25 protein-coding genes are annotated in these 20,415 nt (G+C 68.1%); 9 read left to right on the forward strand and 16 right to left on the reverse strand.

Features of this window, described 5'->3' with window-relative positions:
* Positions 1 to 44: 44 nt before the first annotated feature.
* Positions 45 to 815 carry a dienelactone hydrolase family protein gene (locus RIE08_15795; GenBank protein MEQ8719072.1) on the reverse strand — a complete coding sequence of 257 codons (771 nt, stop codon included), beginning with the start codon at positions 813 to 815 and terminating at the stop codon, positions 45 to 47.
* 78 nt (positions 816 to 893) lie between these two features.
* Here RIE08_15795 and RIE08_15800 point away from each other — a divergent pair, with 78 nt between their 5' ends.
* The 4 genes from RIE08_15800 to RIE08_15815 are packed head-to-tail and all read left to right on the forward strand — an operon-like array spanning position 894 to position 3,318.
* Positions 894 to 1,355 (forward strand): hypothetical protein, encoded by a 462-nt coding sequence (locus RIE08_15800; GenBank protein MEQ8719073.1) that lies wholly within the window; start codon positions 894 to 896, stop codon positions 1,353 to 1,355.
* Between the two features lie 44 nt (positions 1,356 to 1,399).
* A complete protein-coding gene (locus tag RIE08_15805) occupies positions 1,400 to 2,599 on the forward strand; it encodes an MFS transporter (GenBank protein MEQ8719074.1) in 1,200 nt (399 codons plus the stop codon).
* 20 nt (positions 2,600 to 2,619) lie between these two features.
* Positions 2,620 to 3,012: a nuclear transport factor 2 family protein gene (locus tag RIE08_15810; protein MEQ8719075.1), complete on the forward strand. Its 393-nt coding sequence runs from the start codon at positions 2,620 to 2,622 to the stop codon at positions 3,010 to 3,012.
* Between the two features lie 54 nt (positions 3,013 to 3,066).
* Positions 3,067 to 3,318 (forward strand): DUF1876 family protein, encoded by a 252-nt coding sequence (locus tag RIE08_15815; protein ID MEQ8719076.1) that lies wholly within the window; start codon positions 3,067 to 3,069, stop codon positions 3,316 to 3,318.
* Between the two features lie 36 nt (positions 3,319 to 3,354).
* Here RIE08_15815 and RIE08_15820 read toward each other — a convergent pair whose 3' ends face one another.
* The 5 genes from RIE08_15820 to RIE08_15840 form a co-directional block, all read right to left on the reverse strand.
* Positions 3,355 to 4,038, reverse strand: coding sequence for a glycosyltransferase family 2 protein (locus tag RIE08_15820; protein MEQ8719077.1), 684 nt, complete (start codon positions 4,036 to 4,038; stop codon positions 3,355 to 3,357).
* Positions 4,035 to 4,763, reverse strand: coding sequence for a glycosyltransferase family A protein (locus tag RIE08_15825; protein ID MEQ8719078.1), 729 nt, complete (start codon positions 4,761 to 4,763; stop codon positions 4,035 to 4,037). The genes RIE08_15820 and RIE08_15825 overlap by 4 nt, the downstream gene beginning before the upstream one ends.
* Positions 4,760 to 5,839: a hypothetical protein gene (locus tag RIE08_15830; GenBank protein ID MEQ8719079.1), complete on the reverse strand. Its 1,080-nt coding sequence runs from the start codon at positions 5,837 to 5,839 to the stop codon at positions 4,760 to 4,762. Before RIE08_15830 ends, RIE08_15825 begins: the two co-directional genes overlap by 4 nt.
* Positions 5,815 to 6,171 (reverse strand): hypothetical protein, encoded by a 357-nt coding sequence (locus tag RIE08_15835; GenBank protein ID MEQ8719080.1) that lies wholly within the window; start codon positions 6,169 to 6,171, stop codon positions 5,815 to 5,817. Before RIE08_15835 ends, RIE08_15830 begins: the two co-directional genes overlap by 25 nt.
* A 92-nt stretch (positions 6,172 to 6,263) precedes the next feature.
* Positions 6,264 to 7,397: a glycosyltransferase gene (locus RIE08_15840; protein MEQ8719081.1), complete on the reverse strand. Its 1,134-nt coding sequence runs from the start codon at positions 7,395 to 7,397 to the stop codon at positions 6,264 to 6,266.
* A gap of 143 nt (positions 7,398 to 7,540) precedes the next feature.
* Between RIE08_15840 and RIE08_15845 the strand changes: the two genes are divergently transcribed.
* Positions 7,541 to 8,455: a diguanylate cyclase gene (locus RIE08_15845; GenBank protein MEQ8719082.1), complete on the forward strand. Its 915-nt coding sequence runs from the start codon at positions 7,541 to 7,543 to the stop codon at positions 8,453 to 8,455.
* Positions 8,456 to 8,464: 9 nt separating this feature from the next.
* On the opposite strand, the gene RIE08_15850 is transcribed toward RIE08_15845, so the two are convergent.
* Positions 8,465 to 8,833, reverse strand: a complete 369-nt coding sequence (locus tag RIE08_15850) for an RNA-binding S4 domain-containing protein (GenBank protein ID MEQ8719083.1) — start codon at positions 8,831 to 8,833, stop codon at positions 8,465 to 8,467.
* A 102-nt stretch (positions 8,834 to 8,935) separates the two neighbouring features.
* Between RIE08_15850 and RIE08_15855 the strand changes: the two genes are divergently transcribed.
* From RIE08_15855 to RIE08_15870, 4 genes are all read left to right on the forward strand, one after another.
* On the forward strand, positions 8,936 to 9,856 hold the full coding sequence (locus RIE08_15855; protein ID MEQ8719084.1) for an amidohydrolase family protein: 921 nt from the start codon (positions 8,936 to 8,938) through the stop codon (positions 9,854 to 9,856).
* Positions 9,857 to 9,859: 3 nt separating this feature from the next.
* Entirely contained in the window at positions 9,860 to 10,660 is an 801-nt protein-coding gene (locus RIE08_15860) for an aldolase/citrate lyase family protein (protein MEQ8719085.1), read from the forward strand.
* A 68-nt stretch (positions 10,661 to 10,728) separates the two neighbouring features.
* Positions 10,729 to 11,220 carry an AbrB family transcriptional regulator gene (locus RIE08_15865; protein MEQ8719086.1) on the forward strand — a complete coding sequence of 164 codons (492 nt, stop codon included), beginning with the start codon at positions 10,729 to 10,731 and terminating at the stop codon, positions 11,218 to 11,220.
* A 90-nt stretch (positions 11,221 to 11,310) separates the two neighbouring features.
* Positions 11,311 to 11,721 (forward strand): hypothetical protein, encoded by a 411-nt coding sequence (locus tag RIE08_15870; GenBank protein ID MEQ8719087.1) that lies wholly within the window; start codon positions 11,311 to 11,313, stop codon positions 11,719 to 11,721.
* Between the two features lie 19 nt (positions 11,722 to 11,740).
* Here RIE08_15870 and RIE08_15875 read toward each other — a convergent pair whose 3' ends face one another.
* The 9 genes from RIE08_15875 to RIE08_15915 all read right to left on the reverse strand — a co-directional run bounded on the left by RIE08_15875 (position 11,741) and on the right by RIE08_15915 (position 20,401).
* On the reverse strand, positions 11,741 to 12,643 hold the full coding sequence (locus RIE08_15875) for a DMT family transporter (protein ID MEQ8719088.1): 903 nt from the start codon (positions 12,641 to 12,643) through the stop codon (positions 11,741 to 11,743).
* 141 nt (positions 12,644 to 12,784) lie between these two features.
* On the reverse strand, positions 12,785 to 13,930 hold the full coding sequence (locus RIE08_15880) for an acyl-CoA dehydrogenase family protein (GenBank protein MEQ8719089.1): 1,146 nt from the start codon (positions 13,928 to 13,930) through the stop codon (positions 12,785 to 12,787).
* Between the two features lie 34 nt (positions 13,931 to 13,964).
* Positions 13,965 to 14,723: a FadR/GntR family transcriptional regulator gene (locus RIE08_15885; protein MEQ8719090.1), complete on the reverse strand. Its 759-nt coding sequence runs from the start codon at positions 14,721 to 14,723 to the stop codon at positions 13,965 to 13,967.
* Positions 14,724 to 14,771: 48 nt separating this feature from the next.
* The gene (locus RIE08_15890; GenBank protein ID MEQ8719091.1) at positions 14,772 to 15,830 is read right to left on the reverse strand and encodes a 2-dehydropantoate 2-reductase; all 1,059 of its coding nucleotides are present in this window, start codon (positions 15,828 to 15,830) and stop codon (positions 14,772 to 14,774) included.
* 84 nt (positions 15,831 to 15,914) lie between these two features.
* On the reverse strand, positions 15,915 to 17,162 hold the full coding sequence (locus RIE08_15895; protein MEQ8719092.1) for an ABC transporter substrate-binding protein: 1,248 nt from the start codon (positions 17,160 to 17,162) through the stop codon (positions 15,915 to 15,917).
* Complete coding sequence (locus RIE08_15900; protein MEQ8719093.1) at positions 17,156 to 18,103, reverse strand: branched-chain amino acid ABC transporter permease; 948 nt, start codon at positions 18,101 to 18,103, stop codon at positions 17,156 to 17,158. The genes RIE08_15895 and RIE08_15900 overlap by 7 nt, the downstream gene beginning before the upstream one ends.
* Entirely contained in the window at positions 18,104 to 18,955 is an 852-nt protein-coding gene (locus tag RIE08_15905; protein ID MEQ8719094.1) for a branched-chain amino acid ABC transporter permease, read from the reverse strand. It abuts the gene before it with no gap.
* A complete protein-coding gene (locus RIE08_15910) occupies positions 18,952 to 19,659 on the reverse strand; it encodes an ABC transporter ATP-binding protein (GenBank protein MEQ8719095.1) in 708 nt (235 codons plus the stop codon). The genes RIE08_15905 and RIE08_15910 overlap by 4 nt, the downstream gene beginning before the upstream one ends.
* Positions 19,652 to 20,401: an ATP-binding cassette domain-containing protein gene (locus tag RIE08_15915; GenBank protein MEQ8719096.1), complete on the reverse strand. Its 750-nt coding sequence runs from the start codon at positions 20,399 to 20,401 to the stop codon at positions 19,652 to 19,654. Before RIE08_15915 ends, RIE08_15910 begins: the two co-directional genes overlap by 8 nt.
* Between the last annotated feature and the right edge of the window lie 14 nt (positions 20,402 to 20,415).

Below are 20,415 nucleotides of genomic sequence, written 5' to 3' on the forward strand. Positions count from 1 at the left end.
GGCGCCGGGCACTTGTCGATTCTGAGGAATCTGCTGCGGCCGGGTCAGCCGAGGGTTCGTGCGAAGAACGCCATCACGTCGTCCCACAACTCGTGTGCAGGGGCCTCCCGCCAGTGGCCTTCGCGGTAGTCCGCGAGGAATGCGTGGCCGGCATCCGCGTAGATCTTCGTCTGGACGGTGTGGTTCGCCTCTGCGATGCGCCGGGTGACCTCGGCGAGGACTGCGGGTGAGGGGTTCTGATCCTCGGCCCCGCCGACGAGGAAGACGGGTGCGGTGATGTCGGCGACCAGGTCGATCACCTTGTCCGGCCGGTTCTCGGTCGTCTCGTCGTCGGGTCCCGCGCGATCGATGAACCCGCCCCAGCACGGGACGTAGGCGTCGGCGGCACCCGACGACGTCGCATGGAGCAGGGTCTGGCGACCGCCCGAGCAGAAGCCGATCATCGCGACCCGGCCGTTCGATGTGTCGCCGGCCCTCACGGTGGTGCAACACGCGTCGAGGTCCGCCATCGCACGCGAGTCGGGCAGCGAGAGCATCGTGGCGAAGACCGACGCCATGTCGGCCATGTCCGGCGGGCCGACGCGCGAGTAGAGGTCGGGCGCGAGGGCGATGTAGCCGGCCTGCGCGAATCGGCGGGCGAGGTCCCGTTCGTGTTCCACCAGCCCGAAGGCTTCGTGCACGATGACGACACCGGGATGGGGCCCGGGGCCGTCGGGGCGCGCCATGTAGCCGCCGAGTCGGCCGTCGTCGGTGTCGACGGTCGTCGCACCTCCGTCGATCGAGTCGGGGTCGGTCACCGCTCCTGGAATGTTCACCGTGGCTCCTCGATGTCGCTCGACGCGGACCCTAGTGCCGCTAGCGTCCTCGGGGGAGTGGCCGATGAGGAGGTCCCGGTGACACAGCTCGACGGATCCGATGCCGAGAAGATCGCCGACGGCGTGATCGCCGCGATGGTCGAGGTCAGTGCCGTGCACGGCCCCGCGGTGGGCGAGGTCTGGGAATCCGAGTCCGCTCAGGACGTGCTGGAGACGTTCCAGCTCGCCGCCGAGAAGGGCAGCGCCCTGCGGACGGTCTTCGATCTGGCAATGGATCGCTGGCCCGGTGTCTTGTCGGTCCTTACGGGAGGGGGCGACCAGCTCGACCCGGCGCACGCCCGAGGCCACGTCGTGGCAGCGGTCGAGACGGCCCGCGAAATTCTGAGCCCGGAGGACCTCGAGACGTTCCGCCTCGCCGTCTTCAACGTCGGTGCCGCGACGGCCGCCGCAGTCGCCCGGCCGCGTCTGGGAGGCAGCCGGGACCGGGTGTCGGATGAGGAGCGCGCCGTCATCGACGAGATCGACGGATTGTTCGACTGAACGCTCCGGCACGTCCGCCGATCGAGGGCGGTCGGCTCGAGTCGCTGCGGACTCCTGCGTACCGGCGCCTGTGGATCGGCGGTTCGTTCGCCTTCCTGTCGCTGCAGATGCAACTGGTCGCACGGGCCTGGCTGGCATTCGACCTGGTGGGGACCTCGACGGCGCTCGGTGGGGTGTTCATCGGGTTCGGGGTCTCGTCGCTGCTGGCCACGCCTTTCGGCGGCGCAGCCGCGGACAGGGTGCGCAAGCGCACGATCATCGCCATCACCCAGAGCGTCCAGGCTCTCACCGCCGCGGCGATAGGTGTCGCCGAGGTCACCGGCGTCCTCGACTACTGGATGCTCATCGTGGGTGGCGTGATCCAGGGCGTCGTACTCGCCTATCTCGGGCCCGCCCGTTTGGCCTTCACAGCCGAGCTCGTCGAGCCGGAGAAGCTCCCCAACGCCGTGTTCCTCGGTCAGATCAGCCTCAACTCGACCCGCATGGTGGGCCCTGCCGTGGCTGGCGTCCTCATCGGCGTGAATGCGGTCGGCGCTGGTGGCGTCTATCTCATCGCGTCGGCCTTCATGGTGTTCGGGGTCCTCGCGGCGTTCGGTCTTCCCGCCGGTGACCCCCGGCCGAATCGCGTGCAGCGGACGGCGCTCGGTGACGTGGCCGACGGGATCGCGTACGTGCGGCGCCGGCCTGCGGTGGGCGCGCTCGTCGTCGTGTCCTTCGTGGTCGTGATGGTGACGTTCCCCTACATCGTCTTCCTGCCGGTCATCGCGGAGGATCTGTTCGACGTCGGTGCCACCGGCTACGGCGTCCTGACCGCGGCGAGCGCTGTGGGCGCTCTCGCCGCGTCGTTCTCGCTGGCCAACGTCGCGCGTTCGCTGCTGTGGTCACGTCAGGCTGTCGCGGGGATCGCGCTGGCCGTCTCACTCGTGGGCCTCGCGCTCGCGCCGACCTACCCGGTAGCCCTGGCGGTGATCGTCGTGGTGGGTGCCGCGACGGCCGCGTTCCAGGCGCTGAACAGCTCCCTCGTGCTGACCATCGCCGATCTCGAGTACCACGGGCGGATGCAGTCGCTGCTGATGCTCAGCTTCAGCGGCTTCGGCCTCATCGCGCTGCCGATGGGGATCCTCGCGGATGCCGTCGGTATCCGTGAGACGATCGCGGGGATGGGAATCGTGGCGTTCGTCGCGATGGCCGCCTACACGGCGGTGATACCGAAACTGCGGCGACCGGCGCTGAACGCGCCGTGACCGATGATGGAGGACAGCGCGTGAACCGTGATCCCGAGGACCTGGTCCGCACCTTCTGGGGGAGGGTGTGGTTGCGCGGCGAGGTGGATCTGGTCGACGAGCTCCTCGCCGACCCCTACATCCGCCACTGGGTCGAGGGCTCCCAGTCGCTGCCTCGCGCCCAGTACCGCGACCGCATCGCCGACGCGCTCGACCGGTCCAAGCCGGTCAGCGTCAACATCGACGCGCTCGACGTGGCCGGCGATCACGTCTGGACGCGCATCTCCAGCACTCGGGTCGCGGTCGCGACGCACCAGACGATGGCGGTCACCTGGATGCAACAGCACCGCATCGCCGACGGGCTGATCGCCGAGACGTGGACCCTCTATGAGACGGGCCTGCAGTGGGCGTCGTCGCAGTGGGGTGACCTCTAGTCAGGGGACCTTGGCCCCTGACCGCCCCCGGCGCGGTAGGGCCACCATGGGCCCATGGAACAACTCGAGCCGACGAAATGGATCCTCACACTCGAGTTCACCGAGGACACCGAGCACTGTGAGGTCAAGGCCCACCTGGACGCGGGCGACCGTTCGATGGGTGGCTACGGTCGTTCGCGCCGCAACCCCGCCGATCCGACGGTTCCCCAGATCGGGGAGGAGCTCGCCGCGGCGCGCGCCCTGCACGACCTGGCGAACCACCTCGCAGAGGACGCCTGGCGCGAGATCGAACAGCACGGGTCCTGAGCCAGCCTCGGCCGACGCGTCCGGGCGGGTGTTGAATCAGCTGCCGCGGACGCGGGACAGGTGGGCCCGCACCGTGTCCAGATAGTCGGTGCGCAGGTCCCGGCGGCTCGCGGCCGTGGATGACGGGTGCACTCTTCGCCGCAGGACGATCTCGTCGATGTCGATCTCGGTCAGCCCGAACTCGCGTGCCCGGGTGAACCAGTCGACGAACTCGCCCGTTCGCAGAGACGGGTCGAACGGGCCGACCAGGTCGAAGTCGCCGCGTCGCAGAAGGATCCCGCCCGCGAGCAGACCGCGGGTGGGCGTGGGATCGAACTCGAGCGCATCGTGTTCGCCGAAGTGTTCGACGAGACCGACGGCCACGGACGGCCCGGGCACGCCGGTGAGCGCCCGGGCGAGTTGTTCCGTGCGGTCCGGCGGCCAGATGTCGTCGGCGTCGAGGAACGCGATCCATTCACGGTCACACGCGTCGAGTCCGGTGTTGCGGGCGGCGGCGATCCCCCCGTTCGATTCGCGTCGCAGGTACCGCACGCGTTGATCGTCGAGGGCGACGACGACGTCCGCTGTGTCGTCGTCGCCGGCGTCGTCGACCACGGTGACCCTCACGTCTGCGCCTCGCTGCGCGAGTGCCGATCGGAGTGCGGCGGTGATCGTGTCCGCACGGTTGTAGGCGGCCATCACGACGTCGAGAGTGACGGGTCCGGGTCGGGCGGTGGTCACGGGTCGATCCTCTCTCCGAGGCCGCGTGCCGAGCGGGCGGCGGCCGCGGCCCTGATCACCTCGAGCAGTTCCGCGTTGTGTTGGCGGGTCATCGCCGAGAGGTTCTGGTCATGGACACGCCGGTGGAGAACGACCTCGTCGAGCACCACGATCTCCACGTCGGCCATCTTCACGCGCGCGAACCAGTCGACGTCGTCGCCACCGTTGCGCTTCGTCGCGTCGAACGTCCCGACCCGTTCGAAGACCCGGCGGCGGACGAGGGCCGCGCTGAGGAACCAGGCGGGGTGCGCTGACTCCCCCCAACGCTGCTGGAACCACGCGGGTACCTCGATCCCGGGCTCGACGAAGTGCTCGACGTGGCCGAGTACGAGGTCGCACCCGGTCTGCTCCAGCGCCGCGATCTGTAGGGCCAGCTTGTCCGGCGCCCACAGGTCGTCGTGATCACAGAATGCGATCAGGTCGTGGCGCGCTGCGGCGAGACCGGTGTTGCGCGCTGCGGCGACACCACGGTTCTCCGTGTGACTCACGAGCTCCACGGGGGTGCCGCCGGCCTTCATCTCCCTCACGATGTCGGCGGACCCATCAGGGGAGGCGTCGTCGACGACGATGATCTGGAGGGTCACGTGGGGTTGGGCCGCGATGCTGTCGATGGTCGCGGCGATATGGCGTGCCCCCGAGTAGGTCGGGATGACGACGCTCACTGCGTGGTCGATCGGAGCGTTCACGCTCTGGCTCCGTGGGTCGCCCGGGTCACTTCGTCGAGTAGGGCGTCGATCAGCGCGGCCGTGGCGGGGAGGTCGCGCGGCGGCCTGACCTCGTAACAGGGGACGTTCTGTGCGAGCCGGGTGATGAAGCGCATCGAGGCGTCGTGTTCGTAGGGCGTCTGCGCGATCGTCGACGGCGCTGCGGCCATGACCGCGGCGATCGGAGACGTAGGGGCGTGGCCGGGAGGCTGCCCGGAGCGTGGGAGTGACACTACGGCGATGGCACGCACCGCCATCTCCGTGGCGAAGGCAGAGGACCGCGCGGCGTGGAGTTCGTGGATTGCTGTGAGGTTGGACACAGTGGTGCGCCGGGGCGCGCCCTCGAGGAGAGCGTCGGCGCGCACCGCCGCGTCGAGTCGGGTCTTCACGACCCCGTAGATGGGGCGCGCGACGTGAGTTCCGTCCTCGTCGGGGGCGACGTGGGTGTAGTCGTCCCCGCATGTCGCCATCCCTGCGGCCACGCCGGCGAGCGTGGTTGTCGACTTGCCCGCCCCGGAGTTGCCGAGAAGCAGCACGGCGCCGCGCTCGTCGCCCACACAGCCGGCATGGACCATCGCGTGGCCGAGCGAGGTGGAGAGCCAGTGGATGTGCATCCGGAACGGTTGCGACGATTCCCATTCCGGTAGTTCGCCGGCGGCGGCGACGAACCCGCTGCGGCCGTCGAGCGACATCGCCGTGATCAGCCCGTGGTGGCCGTCCCACACGAGGCGGTGCCGGCTGGCCTGGATCGACTGGCGCAGGGACCGTCCGGGCTGCGCCCAGGCGGGGTCGGGCGGATCCACCAGAGACGCGAGATGCTCGACGGTGGTCGCGTGGACGGTCATGGAGACGTGTGCGCCCGCGCCGCTCGCCGGCAGTAGCGAACGTAGTGGAGGCCCCCAGGGCGACGCGTGGTGCACGAACATCGTCAGGTCGTAGGGGCCGGGGCGCCACGTCGCCTGGTTCCAGCCCCGTTCGGCTTCGAGGCGGGCCGTGGCGGCGTCGATCCACCCGCCGAGGGGGCCGCCGCCGGTCAGCTGCCGGGCGCCTTGGGCCATCCGAACGTCTCATCGACGTCGTGGATCGGGTCGAGAGCGAGCAGGTCCTCCATGTCGGCGAACCGTTCGAAGCCGAGCTGTGTGCCGTCCCATGCTTCGACCTGTTCGGCCTCGGCCGGACCGGAGCGCGTGCGCAGCAGACCCTCTTCGATGAGCGCGCCGACGAAGCGGTCGAGAGCGGCGGGGTCGCTGCCCTCGGCGAGGAGCGACCGGGGGGTCGCTCCGTCCAGGAGGCTCTGCCACACGGCGCCGGTCGCCCCGGTGAGCGAGTAGTAGATGCCCGAGTTGAGATCGATGGCGATGGCTTCACCGTCGACGAGGTCTGCGATCACCGGGGGTTGTTCAGTTCGTAGCGATCGTCGAGTTGCGACATCAGGTGGGGGCCTCCCTGCCGTCCTTGCCTGTCCTTGCTTGTCCCTGCGTGTCAGTTCCGCGCGCGGCATCTCTCCGTGGCCAGGTCCAGGAACCCGACCATGGCCTGAAGGTAGGCGTCGTCGCCGTACTGGTCGGTGATGGACGAGTGGGAAGCGGCCGAGAGCATCCGCCACGCGTCGTCGTCGGTGCAGAGGTGGGTCACGCCGGCTGCGAAGTCCTCGGCGTTGTCAGCCTCGATCACCCGGGGCCGCCCGTCGGAGGTGGTCACGTCGACGCCCTCGAGCCCGACCGAGGTCGACACGACGGGGATCCCACGGTGCATCGCCGCGACGACCTTGCGCTTCACGCCTGCGCCCCATCGCACCGGTGCCACCGAGACGCGTACCTGCGACATGAGGGATTCGAGCGAGTCGTCGTCGAGCATCCCGGTGTAGGTCACCCCGTCCAGTTCATGGCGGCGGTGGGCCGGCCAGTCGCCGATGACCGTGAGGGTGGTGTCAGGGAGATCCCGGCGGATCAGCGGAAGGATGGTCGCACCGAACCAGGCGACGGCGTCGTCGTTGGGTGCGTGGGCCGCTGCGCCGACGAACGCGCAACCGCTGCGGCCCTCGGGCGACGGGGCGGGCCCCTCGCCGAGCCGGTAGATGGGCACGGCGAGTGCACTTCCCGGGGCGCCCAGGATGCGGTCGACGTGGTCGGCCTCGTTCTGCGAGGGGTAGATGGAGACGTCGTAGTGGCGCCAACAGCGTCGTTCGACCGCGGTCATCGCGAGAATGGCCGGCCTCCCCATCGAGGATCCGAAGCTGACGCCCCGCTCCATGCGGGCGGCGTGGAGGTCGTGGCCGAACAACACGCGCGCTGTTGCGGGGCTCGTCTCGAGCAGGTCCAGGTACAGGGCCCCGGTCCCGGGACGCGAGACGATCGCGAGGTCCGGTGGGTTCGCCTCGAACCATTCCGCAAGACCCTCGGGGCCTTCTCCGACGTGGCCGACGAGGCGCTCGACGACGGCGGGGTCCACATCGGGGACCATGGTGTCAGCGTCGAATCCCTCCGGGAAGCGGTCGGGGTAGAAGGCGACGTCGTGTCCCAGGTCCACCAGGCCCGACACGAGGTCGCTGATCGCCCGGTCCCCGGCGTTGTGATGCGGGCGCGGTACGGACTGGTCGATGACGAGTACGTTCATACGCGTCGAGATGGAGTGCGTGGGCGGTGGGGCGACATCGCGGCAACCGTAGCTTGCGGCACCGTCCCGGCGGCATTGTCCGGCGGACACTGCACTTCGGGGCGGTACTGCCGATAGATGAGCTACCAGGAAGGTGGTGCCGCGTGGGTCTCACGGGCATGAAGGTCGACTCGGATGAGCTCGAGCCCTCGGCGTGGCGGTCCTTCGCGTTCGAGAACCTCCCCTCTCCGGCGGTCGTGTTGAACGGCGAGGGGACGATCGTCGCCGTCAACGAGGCGTGGACGGTGTTCTCGCTTCTGAACGGCGGTGATCCCGAGACGTCCGGCGTCGGCGCGAGCTATCTCGGCGTCTGTGACGTGGCCGCCTCCGATGTCGACGATGCGAGCGCGGTGGGCGTGGGGATCCGGCGACTTCTCGAAGGTGACATCGAGCGCTTCGAGCACGAGTACCCCTGTCACTCGCCCCACGAGGACCGGTGGTTCCTGCTGCAGGCCTCTGCGCTCCACGACGCCACCGGCGTCGTGTTGTTCCACGTCAACATCACAGGCCGCAAGATGCTCGAGGACCGGTTGGCCCGCGAGGTGGAGCTCGACACCCTGACAGGTCTCGCCAACCGCCGTGGTGTGATGTCCCACCTCAGCGATGTGCTGGGCCGGGACACCGACCTCGACGGTGCGGTGACCGTGTTCTTCGCGGACCTCGACCGGTTCAAGCCCGTCAACGACCGCCTCGGCCACGCCTCCGGGGACGAGTTGTTGGCCGCCGTGGGTCGACGACTCCGCCGGATCGCCCGTGAGGGCGTCGATCTCGTCGGCCGCCTGGGTGGCGACGAGTTCGTGGTGATCCTCGCCGGCCTCGCCGAGGACGACGTCGACATGGTGGTCGAGCGGATGCGCATCTCGATCGAGTCGCCTTTCCAGTTGGGCGACCGCGCGGTCACCGTCGGGGTGTCGATCGGCGTGGTCCGCAGCTCGCCCACCGCGACGGCCGAGAGCCTGCTCGAGAAGGCCGACGCGGCGATGTACGCCGACAAGAAATCGCGCAACGCCGGTCGTTGACCGGACGGTTCAGCCGTCGCGACCGCGGAGGCGGTCGATGCGCCGCCGGTCCCGCTTCGTCGGGCGCCCTGTCCCCGGGTCCCGCGTCAGCGCCGGCGCGGTGAGCTCACGGGGCGGTGGCGGGGGGCTGTGGTCGACGTAGCACTCGGCCGCGACGGGCGCCCCGACCCGCTTGTCGATCACCCGCGTGACCTCGGCGATCCGCAGCCGCGAGCCGACCCGGGCCTCGACGGTGTCACCGACCCGCACGGCCGAGGCGGGTTTCGCCGCAGAGCCGTTGAGCGTCACGTGGCCACCCCGGCACGCGGCTGACGCCGCTGAGCGGGTCTTGTACAGCCGGACGGACCACAGCCAGCGGTCGATGCGCGTCGAATCGATGCTGTCATCGTAGAGAACGTGGTCTGTCGCGTGGGCGGCTGAAGGTCAGGGCGCCCCGGTGTGGTGGAATGATTCGGACGAATCGACCAGGGGGAACGCAGAGTGAAGATCGTGGACACGCAGTGGCACGAGCCGGCCCCGGTGAGCGAGTGGCAGCCGGACGATGTCGAGACCCGCAGGGCGCTGCTCACCGAGTTGCTCTTCGCCAACATGAACGCGGTCGGCGTGGACGCGGTGCTCATCTTCCCACTCGAGGACCGGGGCTGGCCGATGTCGCTCGCCGCGGCACACCCGGACCGCTTCGCGTGGGTGCCGATGGTCACCGCCGCCGATGCGCCCGGTGACCCCGATCTGCCGATCAGGCCCGACGCGCCCGACCTCGAGGACCAGATCGCGGCTCTCGCAGAGGATCCGGGGTGTGCGGCGGTGCGGATCCTCGCGGCGTTCTTCGAGGAGGAGGTCGTCCGCCACAAGGCCGGTGGCAACGAGCGCGCGCTCGCCGCCTGCGAGAAGTACGGCCTACCCGTCTACTTCTTCTGCTCGGGGGAACCGGAACTCGCCGCGCCGGTGGCCGAGAAGTACCCGGACCTCACGATGGTCATCGACCATCTCGGGGTCCGCCAGCCTCCCCTCGAGGAGCCCGACGACCCCTGGTACGCGAAGTTCCCCGATGTCCTGGCCCTCGCGAAGTATCCGAAGGTGACTGTGAAGCTCGCCGGGTCGCCGGTGTTCTCCAAGACCGGGTGGCCCTACCGCGACACCTGGCCCCAGATCCGTGAGGTGGTCGACGCGTTCGGCGCCGACCGGGTCATGTGGGCCTCCGACGCGTCGCGGTTCTCGGGGCGGATCGGTTGGTCCATGCGCGTCGAGGAGGCGATGGTCCCGTACCCGGGCAAGCACAACTACGCAGAGTCGTTGTCGTTCGTGCGCGACACAGACCTGTTGAGTGACGAGGAGAAGGGCTGGGTTCTCGGGGGGTCGTCCACGAAGTGGCTGAACTGGCCCGCCGATGGCGGAGCCTGAACGGTGTCGCTCAATCCTTTCCTCGACGCCGTGCGGGCCGGGACCCATCCGATTCAGGCGTGGGTGTGGAACCCCTCTCCGCTGTCCACGGAGATCATCGCCCGGTCGGGGTTCGATTCGATCGGCTTCGACCTCCAACACGGCGCGGTCGACTTCTCGGACCTCTACTCGCTGTTCGCGATCGCCTCGGCCCACGGGGTCACGCCGATGGTGCGGATCCCTTCCAACGACCCGGGTTGGATCTCCCGGGTCCTCGACGCCGGGGCCTACGGGGTGATCTGCCCCGACGTCCGCTCGGCGGCCGAGGCCGAGGCGTTCGTGCGGGCCTGCCGTTATGCGCCCGAGGGGGAGCGGGGCTTCGGGCCGGTCCGTCCGGCGATGGGCGCGCCCGGTTCGCGGGCCGTCTCCACCGGCTACGACATGGCCGCCCAGAACGCCGCCGTGATGGTCATCGTCCAGATCGAGTCACCTGAGGGTCTCGCTGCGGTCGGCGAGATCGTCGCGGTGGCCGGGGTGGACGGCGTGTTCCCGGGGCCGGTCGACTACTCGGTGCTCACGACCGGTGAGGTCCTCTTCGACTACGGCGACGAGCGTCTCGGCCCACCGATGAAGGCCATCGTCGACGCGTGCCACGATGCGGGGAAGTTCGTCGGTCTGCCTGCGATCGTGCCGGAGCACGTCGGGCTGTTCATGGAGATGGGTGTGGACTGGATCCAGATCGGTAACGACGTCGCGTGGATCACCGCGGCCGCCCGTCAGACGGTTGCGTCCGCCCGGGAGGCGATCGCCGCAGCCGGGAGTTGAGCGTGGTCCCGGGCGGTGATCGGGCCCGGGCGTAGCATCGCCTCGGCCCCGAACCGAGGAGAGACCCGATGAACATGCTCCAGACGATGGCGGTCGCCCTGGTGGGAGCAGCGGTCTTCGAGCTGTTGAGGGTTCCCGCGGGCGCGCTCATCGGATCACTCGTCGGAGTCGCTGCGTACAACATCGCCGTCACGGCCGGGGCGGCGACGCTCCCGGGTTGGTCGCGGTTCGTCGCGTTTGCCGTGCTCGGTTGGTTGATCGGTCAGTCGATGACCCGCGAGACGCTCGTGAGCCTGCGAGCGGATCTGTGGAGCATCACCGTGATCGTCGGTTCGCTGATGGCTGTGAGTGCCGTTGTTGCGATCGTGTTGACGCGTACGGGTGTTCTCGACGGGACCACCGCCTTTCTGGCGTCGTCTCCGGGTGGGTTGTCCCAGATGACGGCGCTCGGCAACGCGCTCGACGCCGATGTCGCCTATGTCGCCACCGTGCACCTGACCCGGGTCGTGCTGGTCCTGCTGTCGGCGCCGCTTGTCGCGCGTCTTGTCGACGCGGCCTAGTTGTGGCCTCCCCGCCCCGGTGTCCGGGGGTGGGTACGCTTTCGGCACCTCGGACGACACCCAGCTCCGGGTCCAGCACCAGGAGCACACGTGAGACGATCGATCGCCGCCACATTGATCGCGGCCGCCCTCATCTTCGCCGTCGCCGCCTGCGGCTCGGACTCGCCGGAGGAGGTGCCGACCGGCCTGGATCTCGTGGGGACCTGGAGCCAGACGGGCGCGGGCTACGAGAACGGCGTTGCGGTCACCTGGGAGAACCAGACGGTGGTGATCGTGGAGGCCGAGGGTCAGGGCTTCACCGGCTTCAAGGAGTACACGCGCGAGGGTGAGCCGCCGACGACGGAGGCCGTGAACGGTGTCGTCGGCGTGGACGGCGAGGTCCTCATCGTGGACGACGACGGCTGGTTCGAGGGTCGATTCGTCGACGGCACGTTGCAGGGCCAGTACGCGGAGAGCGGTGGGGACGCGTCGGCCATCAACGTGGTGCTCGCCCGGGAGTAGCGGCGGAAACCGCCCGTTCTCAGGCTCCGACCGGCGTGAGGCGTGAGCGGTAGACGGCGTGGGCGGTGAGGGCGCCGATGACGATCGCCATGCCCAGTGCCTGACCCGCGTTGATGGTCTGGTCGAGGAACCACCAGGCGAACAACGTGGAGAACACCGGTAGCAGCAACTGCAGCACGCCTATCACCAGGAACGGCACGAAGCGGTGGGCGTTGTTGATCAGCAGGTGCCCGCCGCCGGGGAGTGCTGCGACTGCGACCAGACGCAACCATTCCGTGCCGTCGCCGGGTGTGAGGTCCTGGCCTGCGATGAGTGCCATGGGTAGGAGCACGATCCCCGCCCAGAACATCAGCCCCATCATGAACGGGACCGTGTCGACGCTCTGGCGCGCCTTGCGGCTCATGACGAAGTAGCCGAGCGTGAAGGCGATCGACGACACGGCTATGAGGTCGCCGGTGAAGTCGGCCGTGCCGCCGGAGTCGGCGACGAGGATCATGAACGTCCCGCCGCCGAGCGCGGTGAGTACCCATCCGGCGTCGCCGATTCCGACCCGCTCGCCGAAGACGAAACGTGCGGCGACGACCGTGGCGACGGGTTGCATGGCGGCGATGAGGGTCGCGTTGGCCACGCTGGTGCGTTGGGCGGCTTCGAAGAACAGTCCGGTGGCGATGCCGAAGGACAGGCCGGGAGCGGCGGTCAGGCGGAAGGCCTGCCAGCTGAGCTTGCCGAACGCGGCCGAGAGGAGCGCGAAGCCTGCGCAGGCGATTGCCGCGCGCCATACCCCGACTGCGAGGCCTTCGAGGTCCGACCCGGCCACCAGTGGGGCGCTCGTGGCGAAGCCGATGAATCCGATGAACACTCCGAGGACGCCGAGATGTCGGGCTCTGGTCTGCTCGGCGGTCTCGGCGGTGGGTGCGGCCACACCCGAACACTATCTGTCTTGGCAAGACAGCTTCCGGCTTGCGCGCATCGATCGCAGATGGCCGGGGCGTGTCGTGACGGCTTCGGCGTCGTGAATGGACGGGGGGCGGTCCGGCGTTTGCCGTCGGTCGGTAGCCCGGTGTCAGAGGCCGAGGTCGCGAGCGATTATGAGGCGCATGACCTCGCTGCTCCCTCCGTAGAGGCGGGTGACCCGCGCATCCGAGTACAGGCGTGCGATCGGGTACTCGGTGAGGTACCCGTACCCTCCGAACAGTTGGAGGCAACGATCGACGACCCGTCCCTGCATTTCGGTGATGAACAGCTTGACCCGCGCGGCATCGGCGGGAGTGAGAGTCCCGGCGTCGAGCGCTTCGATCGCCTGATCGACGATGGCCTGGCCGGCGGCGACCTCAGTCGAGCAGGACGCGAGCTCGAAACGCGTGTTCTGGAACGCCGAGATGGGTCGCCCGAACGCCTCCCGGTTCTTCACGTGGTCGACGGTCATGGCGACCGCTGCAGACGCCGCAGCCTGTGACGCGATCGAGATGGAGAGACGCTCCTGGGGGAGGTTCGAGGTCAGGTAGGTGAACCCTGCGTTCTCCTCGCCGAGGATGCGGTCGACCGGTACGACGACGTCGTTGAAGAACAGCTCCGCGAGGTCCTGCGCCTGCAGGCCGATCTTGCGGAGGTTCCTACCCCGTTCTACGCCCTCTGTCGTCGCGTCGACCAGGAGGATGCTCAGCCCGTCGCGGCGGCTGTGGGGATCGGTGCGCACCACGAGCAGGAAGAGGTCGGCGAGAAGTCCACTCGAGATCATCGTCTTCGCGCCGTTGACAACGTAGTGGTCACCGTCGCGGCGGGCCGATGTCGAGATGCCGCCGAGATCAGAGCCTGCGTCGGGCTCGGTCATCGCCAGGGCGACAGCTAGATCGCCCGACACGAACTTCGGCAGGAGCTCCCGCTTCTGGTCCTCGGTGCAGTAGGCGAGAAGGTACGGGAGCGCCATGTCGACCTGCACTCTCAGGCCGCCGAGTGCGTATCCGTGCGAACTCGCCTCCTCGGTGAACACGGCGTTGAACTTGAAGCTCTCGACGCCCGCACCGCCGTACTCCGTGGGGACCATGATCCCGAGAAGACCTAGCTCCGCTGCCCAGTACCAGAGGTCGCGGTCGGGTCTCCCCGCGTCGATCCAGTCCTCGTAGACGGGCCCCACCCGCTGATCGAGGAAGGTCCGCACCGACCCGCGGAACCGCTCGTGGTCGTCGTCGTAGAGGTTGCGCTCGATCATGACACTCGTCTCTTGTCTGGGCGTTCTCGCCGGGTCAGTCGACGTGACGCCAGGGGAGTGGTACGTCCATGAGGTGTCGGTACTCCTCTTCGAGGAAGGCCCGGAAGTTGGCCACGTGGGTCCGCATCAGCTCGGCTGCCAAGTCCGGATCCGACGCCAGGATCGCGGTCGTGATCTGGTCGTGGATGTCGCAGGCCTGGGCGCGTTCGGCGAGGGGGTAGTGAACGCCGAGGGCGCTTCCATCTGTCATGCCGTGCAGAGATGAGACGAGGAATGCGAACAACATGTTCTGTGAGCTGGTCGCGACGAGTTCGTGCCAGCGTTCGTTCTCGGCGAGGAAGGCGCCCGGATCGGCGTGGACGTCGCGGATCGCTTCGACGGACTGCTGCAACTGGACCCGTTGCTCATCGGTTGCGTTGAGAGCGGCCAGTGCCGCGGAGTGTGGTTCGATCGCTTCGCGCACCTCGACGACTGCTCGAAACGGTGCATGATTCACGTGCAGCAGCAGCGTGATGGTGCTGCCGAGGTACTGGCCGCCCGGCTCGGTCACGACCGGGCCGCCGCCGGGCCCGGGCTTGAGCCGAATGATCCCCTGGAGCTCGAGATAGCGCAGGGCTTCTCGCAGCGTGGGGCGTCCCACAGCGTAGGTCTCGATCATCTCCCGTTCCGGTGGGAGGTGATCACCGACGGAGTAGCCCCCGGACGTGATGAACTCTACGATCCGCTCCGCCACGAGGATCGCCGTCTTCTTCGGTCGTTCGAGGCCTTGGCGGGGTCCCGCCGTCTCGGTCACAGGTGTCGGGTCCGTGCGCGCGGCGTTGTGGCCCCGCGTGTCCGACGATCAGGGCATGTAGGCATCGGCGACGATGGTATGCAGTTCGTCGAGTGCGTCGGCACCTCGTGGTCGGTGTCCTCGCTCGATCTCGTGGACGATCTCGACCACCTTCTCGTTGACGGGAACCGGGATCCCGTGGTGACGCGCCTTCTCGACGACGACCCCGTTGAGGTAGTCGATCTCGGTGCGCCGTTCCTTGCGGAGATCCTGAAGCAGCGAGGGGAGGTTCTCGCGTGCTCCGGCCCGGCTCTCTCCGAGAGCGTGAAGTGTCGTGGAGACCTCATCCCATGCGCCCGTCGTCGAATCGGCGGCGTCCATCAGCAGTCGGTGGCTGATGGACTTCAGTACCGGCGTCGGTGCTTGACCCTCGGCCTCGGCCACACGAGCGACCTCGTGGCCCAGAGCGACGATGCAGTCGACGGACCGAGGCTCCGTCCACAGGTGCAGCGTGGTCAGGTCGGCGAGGCCGCCGACGGCGTTGGACATCACGTTCAGGGTGAACTTTCCCCACAGCTCCGCCCAGATGTCGTCGGTCGCCTCAGTGGGCCCGAGCGGGTTGAACAGCTCGGCGAGTTGATCCGGGCGCTCGCGGGACGAGCCGGGAGAGAGCTCTCCGAAGATGAGCGACGTCCACTCGTCGCCGCTGGTTCGGCGCGGTTTACCGGGATGGAACAGCTCCACAGCCATCGGGACCACACAGCCGACCACCTGTGACCCGAACTGGTCGATCATCGCCGGTTCGTGGAGTCCGTTCTGGGCGGAGATGAGAATTCCACCGGGGCGCAGCCTGCTCGCGGCGAACGGGGCCGCCCAGACCGAGTCGTAGCCCTTGACGGCGACCACGGCGACGTCGAACTCTCCTGCCGGGGCATCGTCGAGGTGGCCGATGCGAGGTCGCACGTCGAAGCGCTCACTGACCGACTCCATGTGGAAGCCGTCGTCCTGGCTCTGCCAGATGTGTTGTGACCACCGGTCGACGCCGAGTATGTCGCGGTCTCCGCGTGTCATGTACCCCAGAATCGTGGAACCGATCGCTCCGCATCCCACTATGACGATCTTGGTCATCGGGTCTTCCTCTCGTGGTCGGGGTGAACTGGTGGCACGAGGTCCCGGGCCGAGCGGCCCGGGACCTCGCGACTCGACGGGGGACTAGCCCACCGCGACGAACTGGCCGCCTTCGACCCGCACGACGACGAGCTCCGGCGTGGTGTTGTCCTGGCTGCCGCCGTAGGTGACGCTGCCGATCACGGTCTGTAGCCCGGCCGTCGCTGCGACCGCGTCCCGGACTGCGGCCCGGGTCAGCTCCGCGGCGTTGGCGATGGCGTTCAGCAGCACCTGGGTGCCGGCGTAGCCCTCGGCGGCGAAGACGTCGGGGGCTTCGCCCCAGCGCTCCTCGTACGCAGCGACGAAGTCTGCGACCTCCGGATTGGAAGCGAGGAACGGCACGAAGGTCGTCGAACCCTCGCCCGCATCGCCGGCCAGCTCGAAGATCTCCGCGTTGGTGAAGGGCGCAGCACCGATGAAGTCGGCCTCGATTCCCCGCTCCCGCGCCTGGATCATGAATGCTGACATCACGGCGATGTCGGCGTGGCTGATCCAGATCGCGTCGGGGTTCTCGCCCGCCAGGTTCGAGACGACACCGGAGAGGTCCGTCTGGCCGGCTTCCGCGGTCTCAGTGCCGACTATCTCGTACCCGAGGGCTTCCGCGTTCGCGTTGAGGAGATCCACCTCGCCCTGCGATGAAGCGTTGGACGGGTCGTAGAAGATCCCGACGGTCTCGAAGCCGAGTAGATCCTTCATCTCGCCGACGGCGACAGGGAATGATGGTCCCGTGATGGGCGCGACCCGGAACATCCACTCGTTCAGAACGCCATCTTCGAGTGCTCCGGTCGACGTCGGAGCGAGAACCGTGAGCCCGATCTCCTCGGCGAGCGGGCTCGCGATCGGGATGGCTGTCGTCGCTGTCGGTCCGAGAACCGCCAGCACGCTGTCATCTCCTGCGAGCTGGCGCATCGATGGGCCAGCATTGGCCTGGTCGCTGGCGGTATCCTCCTCGACGGTCTCCACGATGATCGCGTCCTGGGATGCGTTGAACTGCTCCACAGCGAGCACCGCGCCGTTCACGACCTTGCGGCCGAACGGCTCGATCGGGCCGCTGAGGTCCTCCATGAGACCGATCGTGACGGTCACCGTCTCGGCGGGCTCCTCGGTTCCGTCGTCAGAGTTGGTTCCGTCGTCTGTGGTTGTTCCGTCGTCAGAGTTGGTTCCGTCGTCTGTGGTTGCGCCGTCGTCACCGGCGGATGTGTCGTCGTCGTCACCGCATGCGGCGGCGAAGAGGCTCATGATCACAAGGAGCGACAACAGGAGTCGTGTCGGTCCGCGAAGTTGCTTCAGCATTCGCTTGTCCCTTCGGTTGTTTCTGAATGGTCGGTTGTTTCGATCGTGGTTGGGGCTGTCCCGTGGGCTCTGAGTCGGGGTCTTCGTCCTCGAGGTGGTCGCGGCCCGGTCGCCAGTGCTGCCATCCGCGCGACTGGGAGCCGTCGACGGGGGATGAGGCCGTCAGGTCTGACGAGCGTGACGACGAGCAGGACCAGTCCGAATAGCGTCGTCTTGCCTCCGAGGGGGAAGTCCCAGACCTCGGGGATGACGGTCAGAGCGGTCGCTCCGAGCAGCGGGCCATAGCCGGAGTAGACGCCGCCGACCACGGCGAAGACGAGGAAGTCGACCGACTGGGCGAAGGTGAGGTCTGGTGGCTGGATGACGCCGAAGAACCGACCGTAGAAATAGCCGGAGAGGCCGGCGAAGGCGGCGGACACCGTAAAGGAACCCGTGCGGACGAGCCAGGCCGGCACTCCGGCTGTCTCGACGAGTACCGGGTCGGCTCCGTAGGCGAGGACGAAGAGTTCGGACCTCGTGCGGCGGATGAGCGCCAACTCGACGACCACGATGATCCCGGCGACGACCAGAACCGGCCAGATGCTGCTCAGCAGTGGAATGCCAGCGAGTCCGGCCGCTCGTCCGAGTGGCTCCTGATCTGCGGCGATGATGCGGGAGATCTCGGCGAAGACGAGCGTAGCGAGGGCGAGGAAGAGGTGGTCGAGCCGCAACGTCAGCAGCGACAGGAGCAGGCCGGCACCCGCCGCCACGGCGATCGCGAGGAGGATGGCAACCGCGTCGCTGCCGCCGTCGCGGACGATGAGAGCTGCGGAGTAGCCGCCGAAGCCCATCAGGGCGGCGTGGCCGACAGAGAGGCTTCCGGCGCGGATGGCGATCCCGAGGGACCACGCCGCGATCCCATTCACGAGGGCGAGAGCGAGGACTGCTTCCCAGTAGCCCATCTACCGTTCCTTCAGGAGGCCGCTGGGGCGCACGATCATGACGACGAGCAGGAGCCCGAAGCTCACGGCTGTCTTCATGGCGCTGGATACGTACAGCTCGGCGACGGACTCGAGAATGCCGATGAGTAGTCCTCCGGCGACGGCTCCGGTCATGTTTCCGGCGCCGCCGACGAGCATCGCGATCACGCCTTTGAGGCCCGCGTTGGCTCCGATGAAGGGGCTGACGGAGCCGACGAGTACGGCTGTGAGGACGCCGGAGAGGCCGATGGCGAGGCCGGCGGCGACAACGGATCCGAGCTGAACGAGAGGCGTCGCAACGCCGTAGGCCGATCCGAGTTCCGGTGCCCATGACGTGGCTCGGAACGCGAGACCGATCATCGTGTAGCGGAAGATGACGAGCGTGATCGCAACGAAAACGAGGACAACCGCGACGACCGCGATCCCGGTCTTTCGGATGAAGATCCCGTTGATCTCGAAGACGCCGGTGGGGAAGAGGTTGGGCATGATCCGGAGCTGACTCCCCGCGATGTCCGAGAGGATCCCCTGCAGCAGGAGACCGGCGCCGATCGACGCGACGATCGGCGCCATACGCGCCTTCTTGAGCATCGGCTGAACGGCGACGAGGTGGGTCACGAGGGTCAGCCCGGCTGTTGCGAGGACCGCGAAGATGATCGCCGGCGCGGCGCCGAAGTCCGCTGAGGCCCACCCGATGATCGCTGCGAAGGCGATGAGTTGGAGAAAGGCGAGGTTGACCGTCCGCATCGTCGCCCACACGAGGCTGAAGGCGAGCGCGACCAGAGCGTAGAGAGAGCCGGTCATTCCGCCGTCGATGACGGCCTGCAACTGCCTCATGGCGGTGTCTCCTCGACCCCGAGGTACGACTCGAAGGACACTTCGGCCATTCGAACGTCGCCCATGGGTATGTCGCGTACCCGGCCGTCGTTCATCAGCGCTGCGTGGTCGGCGATCGACAGAACACCATGTGCCCGCTGCTCGACGAGGAGCATCGCGGCCCCGGTCTCGCGGAGTTTCCCGAGGGCTTCGATGATCTGATCCACGATGACCGGTGCTAATCCGAGGGATGGCTCGTCGACGAGCAGCAGCTTCGGTGCGGTTTCCCATGCGCGGGCGAGAGCGAGCATCTGCTGCTCCCCGCCGCTGAGGGATCCGGCCGGACGGCGTAGTGCATGTCGCAGGATCGGAAAGCTCTCGAGAGAACGGTCCCGGTGGAGACGCGCCCACCGTCCGCTGAATCGGGCAAGGTCGAGGTTCTCCTCGACGGTGAGTTCTGGGACGATTCCACGTCCTTCGGGGATCCACGTCACGCCGAGCTTGTGGCGGGTGTGCGGGCTCATGTGCAGGAGTCCATGACCTTCGAGCTCAGCGGTGCCCTCGACCTGCCGGTGGACGCCCATCAGTGACTTCAGCAGCGTCGACTTTCCGGCACCGTTGGGTCCGACGATGACGAGTACCTCGCCCGCTGCGACCGAGAGGTCGATGCCGCGTATCGCCGTGACCGCTCCGTACCCCGCCGTCAGGTTCCGGACCTCAAGCACCGCTGACCCCCAGGTAGGCGTCCTTGACGGCGTCGTTCGCAAGCACATCTGCGGGAGATCCGCTGGCGATGAGCCGGCCGAGGTCGAGGACATGCAGTGTGGACGCGACCTCGCGCACGAAGGGGACGTTGTGCTCGATCAGCAGGACGGCGACCCCACCGGCAGCGACCCGTCGGAGCTGCCCGGCGAGGGTCACGACGTCCTCCGAGCTCATTCCCGACGCGGGCTCGTCCACGAGGAGGATGGCCGGTTCCCTCATCAGCGCTCGGGCGACTTCGAAGCGCCGGATCTCGCCAAGGGTCAGTTCGGTTGGATACCTATCGAGGAGTGCCGCAAGGTCGAGGTCTGCGACGACGCGCTGCACCAGTGCCTGCCAGTGTTCGCGCCTCTCGCGACTACCGAATCGTCGGAATGAGGCGAGAGGGATCAGGAGTTGTTCGCCGACTGTCAGGTTCGCGACGGATCTCGGGACCTGGAAGGTCATTGCCAGGCCGGCCCGCGCCCGCCGCGCGATCCCGCTGCGGGTGACGTCGACCCCGCGCAGGCTGACACTTCCCTGGTCCGGCCGCACCAGGCCCGCCATGACCTTGAGGAGCGTGGTCTTTCCCGCACCGTTGGGCCCGATGAGGCCCACGATGGCTCCTTCGGGTACCGCCATCGACACGCCATCGACAGCGCGGGACCCGCCGAAGGTGACACAGATGTCACGGACCTCGAGGACGGTGCTGAGGTCGCCGGTCATGGGTTCGTGTGTGG

This window comes from Acidimicrobiales bacterium (genome assembly GCA_040219085.1).
Taxonomy (GTDB): Bacteria; Actinomycetota; Acidimicrobiia; order Acidimicrobiales; family JAVJTC01; genus JAVJTC01.

Bases quoted from the DNA above. Each gene is read 5' to 3' on its own strand.
- RIE08_15905 (MEQ8719094.1), bottom strand. From the start codon at position 18,955: ATGAGGCAGTTGCAGGCCGTCATCGACGGCGGAATGACCGGCTCTCTC.
- RIE08_15900 (MEQ8719093.1), bottom strand. From the start codon at position 18,103: ATGGGCTACTGGGAAGCAGTCCTCGCTCTCGCCCTCGTGAATGGGATC.
- RIE08_15865 (MEQ8719086.1), top strand. From the start codon at position 10,729: ATGAACATGCTCCAGACGATGGCGGTCGCCCTGGTGGGAGCAGCGGTC.
- RIE08_15830 (MEQ8719079.1), bottom strand. From the start codon at position 5,839: ATGGCCCAAGGCGCCCGGCAGCTGACCGGCGGCGGCCCCCTCGGCGGG.
- RIE08_15890 (MEQ8719091.1), bottom strand. From the start codon at position 15,830: ATGACCAAGATCGTCATAGTGGGATGCGGAGCGATCGGTTCCACGATT.
- RIE08_15815 (MEQ8719076.1), top strand. From the start codon at position 3,067: ATGGAACAACTCGAGCCGACGAAATGGATCCTCACACTCGAGTTCACC.
- RIE08_15895 (MEQ8719092.1), bottom strand. From the start codon at position 17,162: ATGCTGAAGCAACTTCGCGGACCGACACGACTCCTGTTGTCGCTCCTT.
- RIE08_15915 (MEQ8719096.1), bottom strand. From the start codon at position 20,401: ATGACCGGCGACCTCAGCACCGTCCTCGAGGTCCGTGACATCTGTGTC.
- RIE08_15840 (MEQ8719081.1), bottom strand. From the start codon at position 7,397: ATGAACGTACTCGTCATCGACCAGTCCGTACCGCGCCCGCATCACAAC.
- RIE08_15880 (MEQ8719089.1), bottom strand. From the start codon at position 13,930: ATGATCGAGCGCAACCTCTACGACGACGACCACGAGCGGTTCCGCGGG.